The 17,174-nt window shown below is 70.2% G+C and carries 12 protein-coding genes; 5 read left to right on the forward strand and 7 right to left on the reverse strand.

Annotated elements, in window-relative coordinates:
* The 3 genes from KBX34_RS26565 to KBX34_RS34320 all read left to right on the forward strand — a co-directional run.
* On the forward strand, positions 1 to 2,318 hold a 2,318-nt coding region (locus KBX34_RS26565), incomplete at its 5' end, for an alpha-L-fucosidase (RefSeq protein ID WP_210927630.1).
* A gap of 29 nt (positions 2,319 to 2,347) precedes the next feature.
* Positions 2,348 to 4,618 carry a family 20 glycosylhydrolase gene (locus KBX34_RS26570; protein WP_210927632.1) on the forward strand — a complete coding sequence of 757 codons (2,271 nt, stop codon included), beginning with the start codon at positions 2,348 to 2,350 and terminating at the stop codon, positions 4,616 to 4,618.
* A gap of 75 nt (positions 4,619 to 4,693) precedes the next feature.
* Positions 4,694 to 7,327 (forward strand): discoidin domain-containing protein, encoded by a 2,634-nt coding sequence (locus tag KBX34_RS34320; RefSeq protein ID WP_210927634.1) that lies wholly within the window; start codon positions 4,694 to 4,696, stop codon positions 7,325 to 7,327.
* Positions 7,328 to 7,396: 69 nt separating this feature from the next.
* Here KBX34_RS34320 and KBX34_RS26580 read toward each other — a convergent pair whose 3' ends face one another.
* From KBX34_RS26580 to KBX34_RS33835, 6 genes are read right to left on the reverse strand one after another with little or no spacing between them, the layout of a single operon-like run.
* A complete protein-coding gene (locus tag KBX34_RS26580; protein WP_141908450.1) occupies positions 7,397 to 7,720 on the reverse strand; it encodes a DUF202 domain-containing protein in 324 nt (107 codons plus the stop codon).
* Between the two features lie 32 nt (positions 7,721 to 7,752).
* A complete protein-coding gene (locus KBX34_RS33830) occupies positions 7,753 to 8,139 on the reverse strand; it encodes a YidH family protein (RefSeq protein WP_210794296.1) in 387 nt (128 codons plus the stop codon).
* Entirely contained in the window at positions 8,136 to 9,548 is a 1,413-nt protein-coding gene (locus tag KBX34_RS26590; RefSeq protein WP_210927636.1) for a sulfatase, read from the reverse strand. Before KBX34_RS26590 ends, KBX34_RS33830 begins: the two co-directional genes overlap by 4 nt.
* A gap of 28 nt (positions 9,549 to 9,576) precedes the next feature.
* A complete protein-coding gene (locus tag KBX34_RS26595) occupies positions 9,577 to 10,578 on the reverse strand; it encodes an aliphatic sulfonate ABC transporter substrate-binding protein (RefSeq protein WP_088946951.1) in 1,002 nt (333 codons plus the stop codon).
* Entirely contained in the window at positions 10,575 to 11,357 is a 783-nt protein-coding gene (locus tag KBX34_RS26600) for an ABC transporter ATP-binding protein (protein ID WP_210927638.1), read from the reverse strand. Before KBX34_RS26600 ends, KBX34_RS26595 begins: the two co-directional genes overlap by 4 nt.
* Complete coding sequence (locus tag KBX34_RS33835; protein WP_210794293.1) at positions 11,354 to 12,169, reverse strand: ABC transporter permease; 816 nt, start codon at positions 12,167 to 12,169, stop codon at positions 11,354 to 11,356. The genes KBX34_RS26600 and KBX34_RS33835 overlap by 4 nt, the downstream gene beginning before the upstream one ends.
* 329 nt (positions 12,170 to 12,498) lie before the next feature.
* Here KBX34_RS33835 and KBX34_RS26610 point away from each other — a divergent pair, with 329 nt between their 5' ends.
* Together KBX34_RS26610 and KBX34_RS26615 are read left to right on the forward strand one after the other, a co-directional pair.
* On the forward strand, positions 12,499 to 14,931 hold the full coding sequence (locus KBX34_RS26610; RefSeq protein WP_210794292.1) for a family 20 glycosylhydrolase: 2,433 nt from the start codon (positions 12,499 to 12,501) through the stop codon (positions 14,929 to 14,931).
* Between the two features lie 103 nt (positions 14,932 to 15,034).
* On the forward strand, positions 15,035 to 16,231 hold the full coding sequence (locus tag KBX34_RS26615; RefSeq protein ID WP_210927640.1) for an ROK family transcriptional regulator: 1,197 nt from the start codon (positions 15,035 to 15,037) through the stop codon (positions 16,229 to 16,231).
* Between the two features lie 95 nt (positions 16,232 to 16,326).
* On the opposite strand, the gene KBX34_RS26620 is transcribed toward KBX34_RS26615, so the two are convergent.
* Positions 16,327 to 17,169 (reverse strand): ketose-bisphosphate aldolase, encoded by an 843-nt coding sequence (locus KBX34_RS26620; RefSeq protein WP_210927642.1) that lies wholly within the window; start codon positions 17,167 to 17,169, stop codon positions 16,327 to 16,329.
* Positions 17,170 to 17,174 lie beyond the last annotated feature (5 nt).

Below are 17,174 nucleotides of genomic sequence, written 5' to 3' on the forward strand. Positions count from 1 at the left end.
CCACCGCCACCAACCAGCAGTGGCGCGTCGCGGCGGCTGACTACCAACCGCTGCTCGACGTCGGCTTCAGCGGCACGTTCACCTCCACCACCGGCTACACCCCCTCGACCGGGGAACTGGTCGACGGGCAGCTCACCCGGCTGGCCGGCAGTGAGGTGATCAGCGGTACGACCGTCACGCTCACCGGAGGGGGCACCGGCATCGGGTTCACCCCCCGGATCCCGGTGACCAGCGCGAAATACGTCAACAAGAGCCTGCTGGCCGAGGCGGTGGTACGCCGACAGAGCGGCGCCACGATCACCTTCGACACGCTGCTCAGCCTCGCCGGCGGTGGCTACTACCGTTACGCCAGCGGCTCGCAGACCACTACCGAGTTCGGCATGTACGGGCCGGACGCGCCGTACCACGACACCCGGCAGAGCGGGCCGAACCTGGCCGACACGCAGGACACCCATGTGGCGTTGGCCTACGAGTACGTGAGTGACACCGCGGCACGGCTCGTCGCGTACGTCAACGGCTGCCAGGTGGGCACCACAGTCACCACACCGGTGGCCGCGGCCAACGCGTCGCAGGGTCTGCTGGCCTTCGGCAACGACGCCGGCGCTCGCAACCGCGGCTGGCACGGCACGCTGGACGCCGTCGCCCTCGCGTCGATGACCGGTGCCGCCGGTCCGGCCGACTTCCAACTCGACGCGCCGGTCTGTGGTGGCACACCGCCGCCCCCCGGCTGCGCGGGCGACCCGGGCAGCAGCGGCCCGGTCACGCCGGCCACCGTCATCACCGTCGACCGGTGCGACACCCTCGACCGGATCCGGCAGAAGGCAGCCCAGGTCACGCCGTCAGCCGCCCAACTGGCCTGGCAACAACGCGAGCTGACGGCGTTCCTGCACTACGGCATGAACACCTTCACCGACGTCGAATGGGGCAGTGGGAACGAGGACCCGGCCCAGTTCAACCCCACGGTGGTCAACCCAACACAGTGGATCGGCGTGCTCAAACGCAACGGTTTCAAGCAGATCATCCTCACCGTCAAGCACCACGACGGGTTCCTGCTCTACCCGTCGCGATACAGCACCCACTCGGTGCGCAGCAGCCCCTGGTGGGGTCGGACCAGCCAGAACGACATCCTTCGCGCCACCGTCGACGCCGCCCGCTCGGCAGGTCTTGCCGTGGGCTTCTACCTCTCCCCCGCCGACGGCGCGGAGATCCCCGGCCGGCGCGGCGGCGACCGGTTCGGCAACGGCAGTGCCAAGCGGAACGTCACCATCCCGACGCTCGTCGCCGGGGACACCCGCACCCCCACGCAGACGTACACGTACCAGGCCGACGACTACAACGCCTACTTCCTCAACCAGCTCTACGAGCTGCTCACCGAGTACGGACCGATGGCCGAGGTGTGGTTCGACGGCGCCAACCCGTACACCGCGTACCCGCAGCCGTACCAGGTCGGTGACTGGTACCGGCTGATCCGGGCCCTGCAACCAGGCGCCACGATCGCGATCAACGGCCCGGACGTGCGCTGGGTCGGTTCCGAGTCCGGGGCGTTCCGGGCCGACGAGTGGAGCGCACTGCCGTTCAAGGGCGCCGATCCCGGCGCGTTGAACCGTGACGACGACATGCTCAGTGGCGCCGCGTCGGGCGACCTGGGATCCAGCGCGCTGATCGGGCGCAACCTGGGGACTGTCACGTACCTGTCCTGGTATCCGGCCGAGGCGGACGTGTCCATCCGACCCGGCTGGTTCTGGCACTCCGGCCAGAACGGCTCGGTCAAGCAGCCGGCCGCGCTGATGCAGCTCTACGAGAACGCGGTGGGTCGCAACGCCAACCTGCTGCTCAACGTCCCGCCGAACCGGGCCGGCGTGATCGACGCGCCGGACGTCACCGCCCTCGACGGGTTCGGCACCGCACAACGCGCCCGGTACGGCCGGGAGCTGTTCGCCACGGCGGGTGCGACCGGCACCCACGCCGCCCTCACCGACACGGCCCTGGGCACGTACTGGTCGCCCTCGGGTGGTGCCACCACCGGCGCTGTCGAACTGACCGCCTGCCGGGCCCGCACGTTCGACCGGCTCCTGTTGCAGGAGTCGGTCGGCAACGGCCAGCGCATCGAGGCGTTCGCCGTGGACGCCTGGATCAACGGTGGCTGGCAACAGGTCGCCGCCGCCGGAACGGTCGGACACAAGCGGATCGTGCCGCTGACCGCCGCCGTGAACAGCGACCGGCTGCGGCTGCGGGTCACCGCCGCGCGCGGTGTCCCGCAGGTCGCGACTCTCACCGCGTACGCCACCGACAGCACCGCCAACCCGGCGTCCTGCTGATTTCCCAGCCTTTTGAGAGGAGTGAACAAATGCGTCTTCGACGTATCAGTGTCACCGGCGCGGTGGGGGTACTCGCCGCCGCACTGTTGACAGTGCCGGCCACGCCGGCCTCGGCCGTACCGGGTGATCTGCAGGTGATCCCGGCGCTGAAGCAGTGGACGGCGGGCACCGGCAGTTACACCTTCGGCACCACGACCCGGATCGTGGTCGATCCCGCGTACACCGTCCAGCTCAACGACGACGCTGCCACCTTCGCCGCGGACCTGCGGGACCTGACCGGCCGCACCATCCCGGTCACCACCGGCACGGCCGCCACCGGCGACATCCGGCTGACCCTGGGCGGCAGCCAACCCGCCGAGGGCTACACGATGACTGTCGGGTCGAGCATCGCCATCCAGGGCTCGACCGACGCCGGCGCCTTCTACGGCACCCGGACGGTGCTGCAACTGCTCAAGCAGTCCAGCACGGTGCCGGCGGGCACGACCACCGACGCCCCGACCAAGTCCGAACGCGGGATGATGGTCGACGTTGGTCGCAAGTACTTCACCGTCGACTGGCTCCGTCGGCACGTCAAGGAGCTCGCCTACCTGAAGATGAACCGGTTGCACCTGCACCTGTCCGACACGTTCGGATTCCGGCTGGAGAGCACCACCCACCCGGAGGTGGTGTCGGAGCAGTTCTACACCAAACAGCAGATCCGCGACCTCATCGCCCTGGCGGCCCAGTACCACATCGAGGTCATCCCCGAGATCGACATGCCGGGCCACATGAACGCCATTCTGGCCGACCACCCGGACCTGCAACTCACCGACACCAACGGCAACCGCAACCCCTACTACCTCGACCTGTCCAAGCCGGGTGCCTACACCCTCGCCCGGGACCTCATCACCGAGTTCCTGCCGCTGTTTCCCGGCCGGTACTGGCACATCGGCGCGGACGAGTACATCGGCAACTACGCGGCCTACCCGCAGCTGCTGACCTACGCCCGCGCGACCTACGGGGCGAACGCCACAGCGAAGGACGCCTACTACGGCTTCATCAACTGGGCCAACGACATCGTCCGCGCCGGCGGCAAGACCACTCGCATGTGGAACGACGGCATCGGCACCGACGGCACCATCCGGCCGGCGTCCAACATCCACGTCGAGGTCTGGTACAACTACGGCATCACCCCGCAGGCCCTGCTGGACCGTGGGCACACCATCTCCAACCAGGCGTGGGATCCGACCTACTACGTTCCCGCCATCAGCAAGCCGAACGTGACGTGGGCCTACGAGACCTGGACCCCGGACCGGTTCCAGGGCAACACCACCGTCGGCGACACGTCCCGCAACCTCGGCACTGTGCTGCACATCTGGTGTGACTACCCGGACGCGGAGACCGAGGACCAGATCGCGGCGGGCATCCGGACCATCCTGCGTGTGATCGCCCAGCAGACCTGGGGGTCACCGAAGCCGGTCGCCACGTACACCGCCTTCGGGGCGATCATCGACCGCATCGGCCGGGCTCCCGGCGGGCCGGCGGTGGCGACCGGCAACCTGGCGACGAACCGCCCGGTGACCGCGTCGTCGACCGAGACGGCCAGCTTCCCGGCCGCGGCGGCGGTGGACGGCGACATCAGCACCCGCTGGTCCTCGGCCTACACCGACCCGAGCTGGATCCAGGTCGACCTCGGCAGCAGTCAGGAGTTGTCCCGCGTCGCACTGCGCTGGGAGGCCGCCTACGGCCGGGCGTACCAGATTCAGACGTCGACCAACGGCACCACCTGGAGCACCGCGGTGACCGTCACCGCCGGGGACGGCGGCACCGACGAGCACCTCGTCAACACCACCGCCCGCTACGTCCGCATGCAGGGCACCGCGCGGGCCACCACCTTCGGCTACTCCCTCTGGGAGTTCGAGGTCTACGGCCCGAAGAAGGGCGTCATCACCGGCGCTGCCAGCGGCCGTTGCGTCGACATCCCCGGCAGCAACACCACCGACGGCACCGCGGTCAACCTCTGGGACTGCAACAGCGGCGCCAACCAGACGTGGACCCACCGCAACGACGGCACCCTCACCGCGCTGGGCAAGTGCCTGTGGCCAGCGAACGGGAGCCTCACCGACGGCACCACGATCGTGATCGGCACCTGCACCACCGCCACGACCCAGCGGTGGACCTACGACACCGCCACGAGCACCTACCGCACCGGCGGCAAGTGTCTCGACGCCAACGGCGGCGCGACCGCCAACGGCACCCGCCTCATCCTCTGGCCCTGCACCAACGGCGCCAACCAGCGCTGGAGCACCCCCACCGCCTGAACCACCGATGGAGGCACGATGCAGCACGCCATCCCCCCGCCATCCTCATCGGCAGCACGGCCACGGCGACTCGTCGTGCCCACCATCGTCCTGGCTCTGATCGCCGCTGCCGTCGCCACGGTCGGGGGCCATCAGGCCCCGGCCGGGGCGGCGGTCCCGGCCGACCCGACCTACACCGATGCCGCCGGCCTGGTCTTCCCCGGCCCCCAACCGGGCGCGGCGACGGCGTCGCTGTCCGGCGGCAGCTTCACCCTGGCCAACGCGGCGCTGTCGACAACGTGGAGCGTGCTCGGCAGCACGGTGTCGCTGACCCGGTTCGACAACCGGGCAGCGAACACCACGGTGCCGATGAGCCTCCGTGGGCTCTTCACCCTCACCCTCGCCGACGGCAGCACGATCACGACGGCGAACACGACGGTCTCCGCCGGCCCGGTGGTCAGCGACCTGCCGGCGAACGCGGCGTCGGCACGGCTCGCGGAACGTTTCGCCGGCAAGGCGGTCACCACCACCTTCCGGTACGGCAGCGGGGCGCGGACCCTCGACGTGCAGTGGCAGGTACGGCTGCGCGGCGGTGCCAACTCCGTGCAGCACAGCTTCACTGTGCGCTCGGTGGCCGGCGCGTTCGACGTGACGTCGCTGCGCCTGGTGGAACTCAACCTGGCGAACGCACGGGTGCTCGGCAACGACGACGGCAGCCCGGTCGTGCACGGCGCGGCCGGTGGCGAGACGGTGTTCGTCGGCATCGAGAACCCGATGGCGAAGGCCACAGTGACCGGGTCGACCGTCGACATCGCGGTGCCCCGTGCCGGGGATCTCACCGCGGGCGCGTCGTGGGTGTACACCGCCTCCACCGGTGTCTCCCCCGCCGGGCAGCTACGCCGCTCGTTCCAGTACTACCTGCAACGCGAACGCGCTCACGACCGCCGCACGTTCCTGCACTACCAGAGCTGGCTGGACCTCAAGCCACCCGGCGAGGTCATCAACAGCGCCGAGCTGACCCGGGCCGTCAACCTGTTCGGCACCCAGCTGCGCAACCGCGGCGCCACCATCGACAGCTTCTGGGTGGACGACGGCTGGGACTATCTGCGTTCACCACGGGTCGACGAGACGAACCTGAACGTCTGGTCGTTCGACCCGACCCAGTTCCCCACCGGTTTCGCACCGCAGAAGGCCGCGGCCGCGCAGTATGGCGCATCGATGTCGGTGTGGATGTCGCCGTTCGGCGGGTACGGCACCAGCGCCGCCACCCGCCAGGCCATCAACGCGAGCAAGCCGGCCGACCAGCGGCTGGAGACCCACAGCGGCGGTCAGTTCAAGCTCGGCGGCAGCCGCTACTACGACCGGTTCCGGTCGGTGGCCTTCGACATGATGGACAACCAGGGGGTACGCGGCTTCAAGCTCGACGGGATTGGCGGCGGGCTCTACCAGTCCGGCCCGAACGCGAGTTACATCGCCGACTACGAGGCACTGCTCGGGCTGACGGGGGATCTGCGGGCGCACCAGAAGGACGTGTTCGTCAACGCGACAGTCGGCACCTGGGGCTCGCCGTACTGGTTGTGGTACGCCGACTCCATCTGGCGCGACGGGCACGACGCGTCACTGACCGGTGCGGGCAGCGCACAACAGCGCTACGTCAACTATCGCGACTCGGAGACGTTCCGCAACGTCGCCACCCAGAACCCGCTGTTCCCGATCCCGAGCCTGATGAACCACGGGGTCATCTTCTCCGACCGCACACCGCAGTTCACCGCCGACTACGACCTCACCAAGCCGAGCGTCCAGGCGGAGGTGTCGCAGGACATCCGCGCCTACTTCGCGCTCGGTCTGAGCCTGCAGGAGCTGTACGTGCGCAACACGCTCGTCGACGCGAACCGGCCGGGCGCGGCCTGGTTCTGGGACACCGTGGCGGCCAACGCCAAGTGGGCCCGCGCCAACCAGGGACTGCTCAGCGACGTGCACTGGGTCGGCGGTGACCCGGCGGCAGGCGCCGTCTACGGCACGGCCGCCTGGAACTCCTCGGCCGGGGCGTCCAGAGGCATGCTGATGCTGCGTAACCCGTCGGCGTCCGCGCAGAGCTTCACGGTCAACCCGCAGACGGTCTTCGAGCTGCCCGGCGGGACCCACCAGCGGTACAAGTTCACCGAACGCGACGGACGCCGATCCAGCTTCGTGTCCGGTCCCGCCGCACCGGTGAGCATCACGCTGGCGCCGTTCGAGGTGGCCGTCTTCCAGGCCGCACCGACGGACGAGGCGATCGGCGGCGGAGACAGCCAGCAGCTGTCGCGCGCCCGCTGGACCGCGACGGCGGACAGCGTCGAGACGGTCGGCGAGAACGGCGCCGCCGCCAATGCCATCGACGGCAACCCCGCCACCATCTGGCACACCCGCTACGTCGGCGGTGTCGCCGCCATGCCGCACCAGATCACCATCGACCTCGGCGGCACCTTCCGCATCGACAAACTCGACTACCTGCCCCGCCAGGACGGTGGCACCAACGGCACCATCGCCGACTACCAGATCCAGACCAGCGCCGACGGCACCACCTGGACCCAGATCGCCGCCGGCACCTTCGGCTCCGGTAGCACAGTGAAGTCGGCGCTCTTCGCGCCCACCACGGCCCGGCACGTACGCCTGCGCACCACCCGCGCCGCCAACGGCGCCGGGTACGCCTCCGCCGCCGAGATCAACCTGTACGGCTCGACGGCCTGACCGGTCTCTCTGCCGTTCCGGGGCGACGCTGGTGTCGCCCGGGAACGGCAGGATCGACGGCAACCCGCCCTATCGGGCGAGAACATGGGCGAGGACCGCCACGCCGCCGGTCACGACCAGCGCGCTGCCGGCGGCCAGCAGTGCGGCACCCTCCGGCTGACCCAGGTGGGTGGGCAGTCGGACGGTCCGATACCGACGCCGCGCCAGGACGGCAACCACGACGGCGAGCGGAGCGCAGGCCAGCACAAGTCCCGCCGCGAACGGATGACGCGGCACCAGTTCCCGTCCGACGGCCACCAGCACGGTGGCCGTCGCCAACGCCGTACGAAGCCACGCCAGCAGGGTGCGTTCGGCCTGTGCTCCCCGGTCGGCGAGCCGTGGTGGCTCCGTCACATCAGCACCACGACATCAGATCGGCACCGACATCAGATCAGCACCACGACGAGGATGGTCAGGCCGGCCACGACCACCCCCGCAGCCGCCACGACCGCGACGGGAGTCGACGGCAACGGCAGTTGGAGCCGCAGCGCCCGTTCGTTGCGGCTCCAACGAGGGAACGCCTCGACGGCCACCCCGACGGCGAGCACCGCCAGCACGGCCGCCGCCCACTGCGAGCCTTCCGCGCCGAAGGCCTTGACCGCCGCGGCGGCCACCATGAGGCCCAGCGCGGTCCGCAGCCACGCGAGGAAGGTGCGCTCGTTGGCGAGGGTGAACCGGGGGTCCGGCTCCGTGCCGACCCCGTAGACGCGGCGTGGCCAGCGACGGTCGGGGCGGCCGGGGCCGGCCGGCGCGGGAGGTGCCTCGTCCGTCACCCGCTGACCGGTGCCGGCGGCTGCCACGGGACGTCGCCACACTCCCGCTGGACGCGGGCGAGTTCCTCGACGAGTGCCGCCCTGATCCGCGCGTACGCCGGGTCGTCGTAGACGCTGCGCATCTCCCACGGGTCGGCGCGCAGGTCGAACAGCTCCCACTCCGGCTCCTGCACCGTGGTGGAGGTGCCGGGCAGACCCAGCCCGTCGGCGTAGTAGTAGACCAGTTTGTGGTCGTGGGTGCGTACGCCGTAGTGCGCCCACACGTGGTGCTCGTCGTCGTCGTGTTCCCAGTAGCGGTAGTACACCGACTGCCGCCAGTCGTCGGCGTCCTCGCCGCGCAGCAGGGGTCGCAGTGAGCGTCCCTGCATGCGGGAGTCGGCCGGCACGTCGGCGTAGTCGAGGAACGTCTGCGCGAAGTCGACGTTCATGGCGAGCGCGTTGGTGGTGGAGCCGGCCGGGATCTCCGCCGGGTAGCGGATCAGGAACGGCATCCGCAGCGACTCCTCGTACATGAACCGCTTGTCGTACCAGCCGTGGTCACCGAGAAAGAAGCCCTGGTCGGACGTGTAGACGACGATGGTGTCGTCGGTCAGCCCGTGCTCGTCGAGATAGTCGAGCAGGCGGCCGACGTTGTCGTCGACGCTGGCGACGCAGCGCAGATAGTCCTTGATGTAGCGCTGGTAGGTCCAGAGGGCGGCCTCGTCGGGGTCCAGGTGTGGCGGCAGCATCTCCTTGATGTCGTTGGCGGTCAGGTCCCGGTCCACCCGCATCCGGGCGGCCCGGGCGGCGGCGGCGTGCCCCGAGTGGTCGTCGTCGAACGAGCCCGGCACGGCCACGTCGTCGACGTACATGTCGCGGTGCTTGTCGTCGGGCTCCCAGTTGCGGTGTGGCGCCTTGTGGTGCACCAGCAGGCAGAAGGGTCGTTGCGGGTCGCGCTGGTCGAGCCAGTCGACGGCCAGGTCGGTGATGATGTTCGTGCAGTAGCCCGGACGGACCTGCTCGGTGCCGTCCATACCGATGAAGACGGGATCGCGGTACCGCCCCTGGCCGGGCACGACCTCCCAGTAGTCGAACCCCCGGGGGTCGTGCTCCCGGCCGTGCCCGAGGTGCCACTTACCGACCAGGGCCGTCTGGTAGCCGGCGCGGCGCAGCAGCTCCGGGAAGACGAGCTGCCTGTTGTCGAACTCGGTCGACAACGTCTGCACGCCGTTGACGTGGTTGTAGGTGCCGGTGAGGATGGTGGCCCGGCTGGGCGCGCACAGCGAGTTGGTGCAGAAGCAGTTTTCCAGGAGAGCACCGCCGGCCGCGATGCGGTCGATGTGCGGCGTCTCGTTGATCTTGCTTCCGTAGGCGCCCACCGCGTGCGCGGCGTGGTCGTCGGCCATGATGAAGACGATGTTGGGCCGCACGTGCTGATCCTTTCTCACGCGACCCGCCTCAGGACGCGTACGCGGCGGCGTCGTAGTAGGTGCTCGGGTCGACAGCGTTCGGCAGCTTCCCCAGGTCCTTGAAGAGGCCGTTGAGGCCGGTGAGCCAACCCGCGACGGTGCCGTCGGTGGACTTGGCGGCGAGCTCGGCCGACGGCAGGAACCGGGCGTTGGCGGCCTCGGCGCGCAGTTGGTCGATCGGGGCCGACTTGAGGAACTTCGCGGTGACCTCGACAGCGCGGTCCAGGTTGGCGGCCCGCTCGTCGTTGGCGGCACGCAGCACCGCGAGCACCTTCTTCACCAGGTCCGGCTTGCCGGTCACCACGTCGTTGCGGCCCACATAGGCGGACGGGAAGCTGATGGCCGGGTAGAAGTCGTCGTTCTTGGCCAGCTCGGTCAGCTTCGGCACCCGCTTGCTGATGGTGCCGATGAGCGGGTACCAGATGCCGGCCGCGTCGATCTGGCCCGACCCGAACGCGGTGACGACAGTGCTCGGGTCCATCGCGACCTTCTGGACGTCGTCGATGGAGAGGCCGGCGCTCCGCAGGGCCAGCCGCACGATCATGTCGCCGGAGGTGCCTTCCGGCACGCCGACCTTCTTGCCCTTGAGCGCGGCCATGGAGGTGATGCCCGGCTGGGCGATGACCCGGTCGGCGAAACCGAGCGAGTTGATGGCGATGACCCGGGCCTTGCCGGAGGCCGGCAGCCACATCGCGCCCGGGCCCAGGTAGCCGAAGTCGAGGTCGCCGGCGCCGAGCGCCTGCACCTGCAGGGGGCCGTTGGTGAAGACCTTGAGGTCCGGCTTGAGACCGTGTTCGGCCCACAGTTTCCTGTCGTCGGCGATCGCCATGAGGCTCGCGCCGGTGAAGTCGGCGATGTAGCCCAGCTTCACCGGCTCGCTGCCGGAACCGCCGGATCCGGACTGGTCGTCGTCGCCGCAGGCGGCGAGGGCTGCGGCGGTGCCGAGGCCGGCGATGCCGGTGAGCAGGGATCGACGGGAGAGAGGGCTCATTGCGATGCACCTTCCTGAGGGGTCTGGTGGTAGACGGCGCGCCAGACCCGATTGCGGATCCGGGAGAATTCCGGTGACAGGCGAACGACTTCGGTGCGCGGGTACGGCAGGTCGACGTCGATGACCTCGTGCACCCGGCCGGGCCGGGCAGCCATGACGACGACCCGGTTGGCGAGGTAGACGGCCTCGTCGACGTCGTGGGTGATGAACATGACGGTGCGTCGCTCGGAGCCCCAGGTGGCCAGCAGCTGATCCTGCATCTGCACCCGGGTGAGGGCGTCCAGGGCGCCGAAGGGTTCGTCCATGAGCAGGACGCCGGGGTCGACGGCGTACGCGCGGGCGATGGCGCATCGCTGCCGCATACCGCCGGACAGCATCCGGGGCAGCGCGTCGGCGAAGTCGGTGAGGCCCACCAGGTCGATGAAGTGCTGCGCCCGTCGCCGCCGCTCGGCCCGCCCGACCTTGGCGATCTGGAGACCGAACTCGACGTTCTGGCGCACGGTCAGCCAGGGGAACAGCGCGTACTGCTGGAAGATGACGCCGCGTTCCGGGCCGGGCCCACGCACCGGTCGCGAGTCGACGAGCACCTCACCGCCGGTGGGTTCGACCAGGCCGGCTGCGATGTTCAGCAGTGTCGACTTGCCGCAGCCGGACGGGCCGACCACTGTGACGAACTCGCAGTCGGCGATGTCCAGGTCGACGTTCTGCAGCGCGTGGAACGGTTTGCCGCCCACCTCGAACGTGCGGCTGGTGGAGCGGAAGGAAATCTTCTCGGTCATCGACGTTCCTGCCATCCGGTGAGGCGCTTCTCCGCGGTGAGCAGGAGCCGGTCCATGATCAGGCCGAGCACACCGATGGTGATCAGGCCGACGAAGATGCTCGGCAGGTCGTAGTAGATCTGCGCCTGCTGCATGCGGTAGCCGAGGCCCTCCTGCGCGGCGATCAGCTCGGCGGCCACGAGGGTCGCCCACGCCGCACCGAGGCCGACGCGCATGCCGACCAGGATGAACGGGGTGGACGCGGGGACGATGACCCGGCGGAACACCACGGCGTCGTTCGCGCCGAGCACCCGGGCTGCGTTGATCATGGTGCGTTCGACGCTCACCACGCCCTGGAACGTCGACACGACGCAGGACAGGAACGCGGCCAGGAAGATGACGAAGATCTTCGGCGTCTCCCCGATGCCCATGAGCAGGATGGCCAACGGGATGACGGCCAGGGGCGGGATCGTGCGGAAGAACTGCACGTAGGGCTCGATCAGGCCACGTGCCGTCCGGTACCACCCCATCAGGAAGCCGACCGGAATCGCGAGGGCGGTGCCGAGCGCGAATCCGATGAGCACCCGGCGCAGGCTGGCGAGGCTGTCGTCGAGCAGGGTGCCGTCCATGGCGAGTTCACCGGCGCGGACGGCGACCGCCTGTGGCCCGGGAAGGCCCGACACCCCGACCCGCGCGAGCACGGTCCAGATGCCGATGCCGAGCACGACGGCGATCACGTTCCATGCCAGCAGTGGTACGGCACGGCGTGGCGGCGACGCCGTGCGGGTGGTCTCCGACCCGCGGGTCCGGGGCGGTTGAACGTCTATCGGCACGGTGGCCCTCCGTAGCCCAGGTCGGATTGGAGCGCGCCTTCCGGGTGGGCGGCGCTCAAGGTAAGGGAATCTTTGGTGACCGGACTAATCATGTCAACCCTTCGGACTAAAATTGCCGAGCTGGCGGCACTGCCTCGATTCATAAGACATCCGATGTCTGGTGACCAGCAACCCTAGGGTGACGGCGCTGCCATGACAACGCCCGCCCACCCCGCCGTCGGCGCCGGATATTGTGCGACGCATTGACTAAATTGACGGCTCTCGTCAGACTGCGGCGTACCGAGCCACCCCAGCCGCCCGGCGCTCCGGGCGACGGCCCAAGGAGTCCCATGTCGATTCCACGCTCCCGCCACAGCACCGGATCGAGACGCCGGCGCATCGCCGCCCCCCTCGCCCTGCTGATCGCCGCGACGCTCGTCGCGCCGGTCACCTCCGGCACGCCGGCCGCGGCCGCCGCCGCGCCGGTGAACCTGGCCCGGACCGGCACCGCCACCGCGTCGAGCGTCGAGCTCGACCGGGCCGACTTCGTCGCCGCCCACGTCAACGACGGCGACCGCAACACCCGGTGGTCGTCGAAGTACCAGGACGCCAACTGGGTGCAGGTACGGCTCGCGACCCCTGCCACTGTCGACCACGTCGTGCTCGCCTGGCCCAACGCGTGCGCCCGTGACTTCACACTGCAGACCTCGACCAACGGCACCACCTGGACGGACGTTGCCCGCGTCCAACGCGACACCTGCCCCCGGACGGACGTCATCGCGGTGAACTCGGCGCAGCCCGTGTCCCACGTGCGCATGCAGGGGCACCAGCGGTGGGCGGGTTACGGCTACTCCATCTCCGAATTCGAGATCTGGAACGAGACGGCGCCCGCACCCGCGCCCTCGCTGGGCGTGCTGCCCAAACCCGTGTCCATGACGGAGAACGGCGGCACGCCGTACACGCTGAACCGGAACACGCCCATCGTCGCGGTCGGGGCGCAAGCGACCGCGCCCGCGACCTACCTCGCCGGCCTGCTACGACCGGCCACCGGGTACGGCCTGCCGGTGGTCACCCGGAGCAGCGCGCCCGCGCCCATCGTCGTCGAGGTCGGCGCCGGCAAGGGCCCCGCCGGGCAGGCAGCCGAGGGGTACCGCCTCGTCGTCACCACCACGAAGGTCCAGATCAGCGCCGACACGGCGAACGGCGCACTCAACGGCGTGCAGACGCTGCGGCAACTCCTCCCCCAGTGGGTGGAGTCCGACACCGTCGTCGACGCCACGTGGACCGTGCCGGCGGTGACGATCTCCGACTACCCACGCTTCGCCCACCGCGGGATGATGCTCGACGTCGCTCGCAGCTTCTACCCGATGAACGAGATCAAGGCGTACATCGACGGCGCCGCCCAATACAAGATCAATCGTCTGCACCTGCACCTGACCGACGACCAGGGCTGGCGGATCGCCCTCGACAACCCGGCGAGCAACCCGGCGGGCATCGACTACGGCCTGCTCACCACGGTCAGTGGCCGTACCGCCATGACCTACAACGACAGCGGCCAGCTGATGGGCACCGAGCTGGGTGTCACCGGCTTCTACACCAAGGCCGACTACGCCGAGATCGTGCGCTACGCCGGCGTGAACGGCATGACCGTCATCCCGGAGATCGACATGCCCGGGCACACCAACGCCGCGCTGCACGCCATCCCCCAGCTGAACACGACCGGCGCCCAGCCGAAACCGGCCGCCGGACAGCGGACCGCACCGGCCAACGGCACCGGCAACGTCGGCTACTCGACGTTCGACTCGGCCAGCACGACGACGTACGAGTTCGTCACTCAGGTCCTGACCCAGATCGCCGCCATGACGCCGGGGCCGTACCTGCACATCGGCGGCGACGAGGCTCACGTGACCAGCCACGCGAACTACACCACGATGGTGAACGCCTTCACCTCGACTGTCGCCTCGCTCGGGAAGACGGTGGTCGGCTGGAACGAGTACGCCGGCACGACGCTGCCCCAGAACAGGGCCGTCGTGCAGTACTGGAACGGCGACCGCACCGCGGTGGCCAACGCGGTGACCGGCCGCGGCGCCCAGGTCGTCCTCTCCCCCGCCGCCCACACGTACGTGCCGCAGAAGCAGGACTCCCGTCAGCCGCTCGGTGGCACCTGGGCGTGCGGCGGACCGTGCGGGCTTGACCGGCATTACAACTGGGACCCCGGCACCTTCATCCCGAACATCGCCGAGACCAGCGTGCTCGGGGTCGAATCGGCGCTCTGGGGCGAGTTCATCCGCCGCATCGGTCAGGCGCAGTACTACAGCTTCCCGCGCCTGGTCGCCACCGCCGAGGTCGGATGGACGCCGCAGGCGCAGCGCAGCTACGCCGACTTCACCACCCGCCTGTCCGTGGCCGGCGGCCGGTTGACGGTCCAGGGCGTCAACTTCTTCCCCACCGCGGACGTCGCGTGGCGCAAGCAGGCGATCGGCCGTCCGGCCACCGCGGTCGTCGGCGCACCGGCCGGCGCCACCTGGACGGTCACCGCCCCCGGACTCCGGTCCGCCGACCTGGCCACCACGGTCACCTGGAGCGACGGGCGGGTGGAGGCGCTCACACCGACCGCCACGCGCGACCCGAGCATCTCCGCGATGCAGATCAACAGCGCGTTCACCGTGGTGTCCCGACGCACGTTCGGCGCACCGGGCACGTACACCGGGAGACTGTCGGTGCGCTCGGCCGGGGCTTCCCCCGTCGAGGCGGCGCTGACCGTCACGGTCCGAGCACCCTGACCACCGGCCGGCGCCGTCACCTCGCGCTGGTGACGGCGCCGGCCACCGCGCCCGTACGCTGCCGCAACGACATTCGAAATGAGGCATCGGTCATGATGGTCCGATGATCGAACGCCCGGATGCCATGCAGCGTGTGCGGCTGGCACACACCGAGGTCCTGCTGGCTCAGCTCCGCAGCGCCGGCCCGCTCAGCCGGGCCGAGCTCATCCGGCTGACCGGGCTCTCGCGTACCACGCTGTTCGACATCATCGGCGACCTCATCGCCCGCGGTGTGGTCGTCGAGCGCGAGCCCGCGCTGTCCGGGCACCGGGGCCGGGGACGGCCGTCCACGACCGTCAGCCTCAACCCGTCCGCCGGCCGGATCGTCGGCATCGACCTCGGCCGGGCGACGATCACCGTCATCGTCGCCACCCTGGGCCACGACATCCTGGCCCGGGGGAGCCGCCCCATCACGCTGACGGCGGGGCCGGCCCGACGAGCCAACGCCGCGATCAAGCTGATCGACGACCTCGTGCAGCAGCACGACATCGACCTGCGGGCCCTGGAGGCGATCGGCCTCGGCCTGCCCGGCCTGGTGGCGGGTCGGAGCCGTTCGGCCGGCGACAGCGGCAGCAGCCCCTCGGTGGCCGCGAAGCAGGTCAGCACCCGAATTCAGGACCGGTACGGCGTAGCCGTCGTCACCGACAACAACTCCCGACTGGCCGCGCTGGCCGAAGGCACCTGGGGGGCGACCCGTGACGTGCGGGACGCCATCTACGTCCGGTGGAGTGACGGCGTGGGCGGCGGGCTCATCGTCGACGGCCGGCTCGCCCGAGGCGCGCACGGCGCGGCCGGCGAGATCGGTCACGTCAGCGTCGAGCCCGACGGCGACCCCTGTCCGTGCGGTGGCCGCGGCTGCCTTGAGCTGCTGATCCGCCCGTCGGCGCTGATCGAGCAGTGCGCCCGGCGCGGTGTCACAGTCGCGGACCCGGCCGATCTGGTCGCGCGGGCAATCGCCGGCGAGCCGATCGTCTCCGACGTGGTGCGGCACGCCGCGACGCTGCTCGGCCGAGTCCTGTCGGGAATGGTGGTGCAGTTGGACCCGGGCAAGGTGGCCATCGGTGGGACCCTCGCCCATGCCGGCGAAACGGTGCTCGAACCGGTCCGGACGGCCATCGGTCAGCTGGCGATCCCCGGACACACCCGCCGCCTGGACGTCGTGACGGCCCAGTTCGGCGACGAGGGCGGCGCCCTGGGCGCCGTCGCGGCAGCCCTGCGGCTCAACATGTCCGAGCCCCTGCCGGCCCTCCCCACGGCATAGGAGCAGCGCACGGCCCGGCAGCGCGGCACAGGAGCAGCGCACGGCCCGGCAGCGCGGGACAGGACCAGCGCACCACCCGGCAGCGCGGCGGCCTGCTACGGCGTCGCGGGCAGGAGAGTGAGCAGTCGTTCGACAACCCCGGTCACCGCGTCCCGTCCCGCTGCGAGGTAGCGGCGCGGGTCTCGGGACTGCGGCAGGGCCTCACGGACCGCGTCGGTGAACGCCACGTTGAGGGCCGTACCGACGTTGATCTTCACCATGCCATGACCGACCGCGGCGCGGATCTGGTCCAGCGGCACCCCGGAGGAACCGTGCAGGACCAGGGGCACGGGTACGGCTTCGCGGATGGCGGCCACCAGGTCGAGATCCAACGAGGCGGTGCGGTCGGCCATCGCGTGCGAGCTGCCCACCGCGACGGCGAGAGCGTCGACGCCGGTCTCGGCCACGTACCGGGCGGCCTCGGACGGGTCGGTGCGGACACCGGCGGTGTGGGCGCTCGCCGGAGCGTCCGGCTTACCGCCGACGTAGCCGAGTTCGGCCTCCACCCACAGCCGGTGGTCGTGCGCCCACTCGGTCGCCTTGCGGGTAGTCGCCACGTTGGCGGCGTACGCCAGCGCGGACGCGTCGACCATCACGGAGCTGAAGCCCGAGTCGGGAGCCTGCTCCAGCAGACCGATGTCGTCCACGTGGTCCAGGTGCAGCGACAGGGTCGCGCTGGACCTCCAGGCGACCTCGGCCGTCGCCGCGGCGATGGCCGACAGGCCCGAGTGGTAGCGCGCAGCGTTCTGGCTGATCTGCAGGATCGCCGGCCGGCCGGCACGCTCCGCCGCGGCGGCGATCGCCTGGGCGTACTCGATCGTGATCACGTTGAAGGCGAGTACGCCGGTGCCGGCGGCTCGGGCCGCCGCCACCAGGTCGGCGGTGGGCACGAGGGTCATCAGTG

Origin of the sequence: Micromonospora sp. M61, from assembly GCF_018070245.1 — a bacterium.
GTDB lineage: Bacteria > Actinomycetota > Actinomycetes > Mycobacteriales > Micromonosporaceae > Micromonospora > Micromonospora zamorensis.

What these genes read in the sequence shown, in the direction of transcription:
- KBX34_RS26595 (WP_088946951.1), bottom strand. Translation starts at nt 10,578, where the DNA reads ATGAGCCCTCTCTCCCGTCGATCCCTGCTCACCGGCATCGCCGGCCTC.
- KBX34_RS26615 (WP_210927640.1), top strand. Translation starts at nt 15,035, where the DNA reads ATGATCGAACGCCCGGATGCCATGCAGCGTGTGCGGCTGGCACACACC.
- KBX34_RS26620 (WP_210927642.1), bottom strand. Translation starts at nt 17,169, where the DNA reads ATGACCCTCGTGCCCACCGCCGACCTGGTGGCGGCGGCCCGAGCCGCC.
- KBX34_RS26610 (WP_210794292.1), top strand. Translation starts at nt 12,499, where the DNA reads ATGTCGATTCCACGCTCCCGCCACAGCACCGGATCGAGACGCCGGCGC.
- KBX34_RS26600 (WP_210927638.1), bottom strand. Translation starts at nt 11,357, where the DNA reads ATGACCGAGAAGATTTCCTTCCGCTCCACCAGCCGCACGTTCGAGGTG.
- KBX34_RS26570 (WP_210927632.1), top strand. Translation starts at nt 2,348, where the DNA reads ATGCGTCTTCGACGTATCAGTGTCACCGGCGCGGTGGGGGTACTCGCC.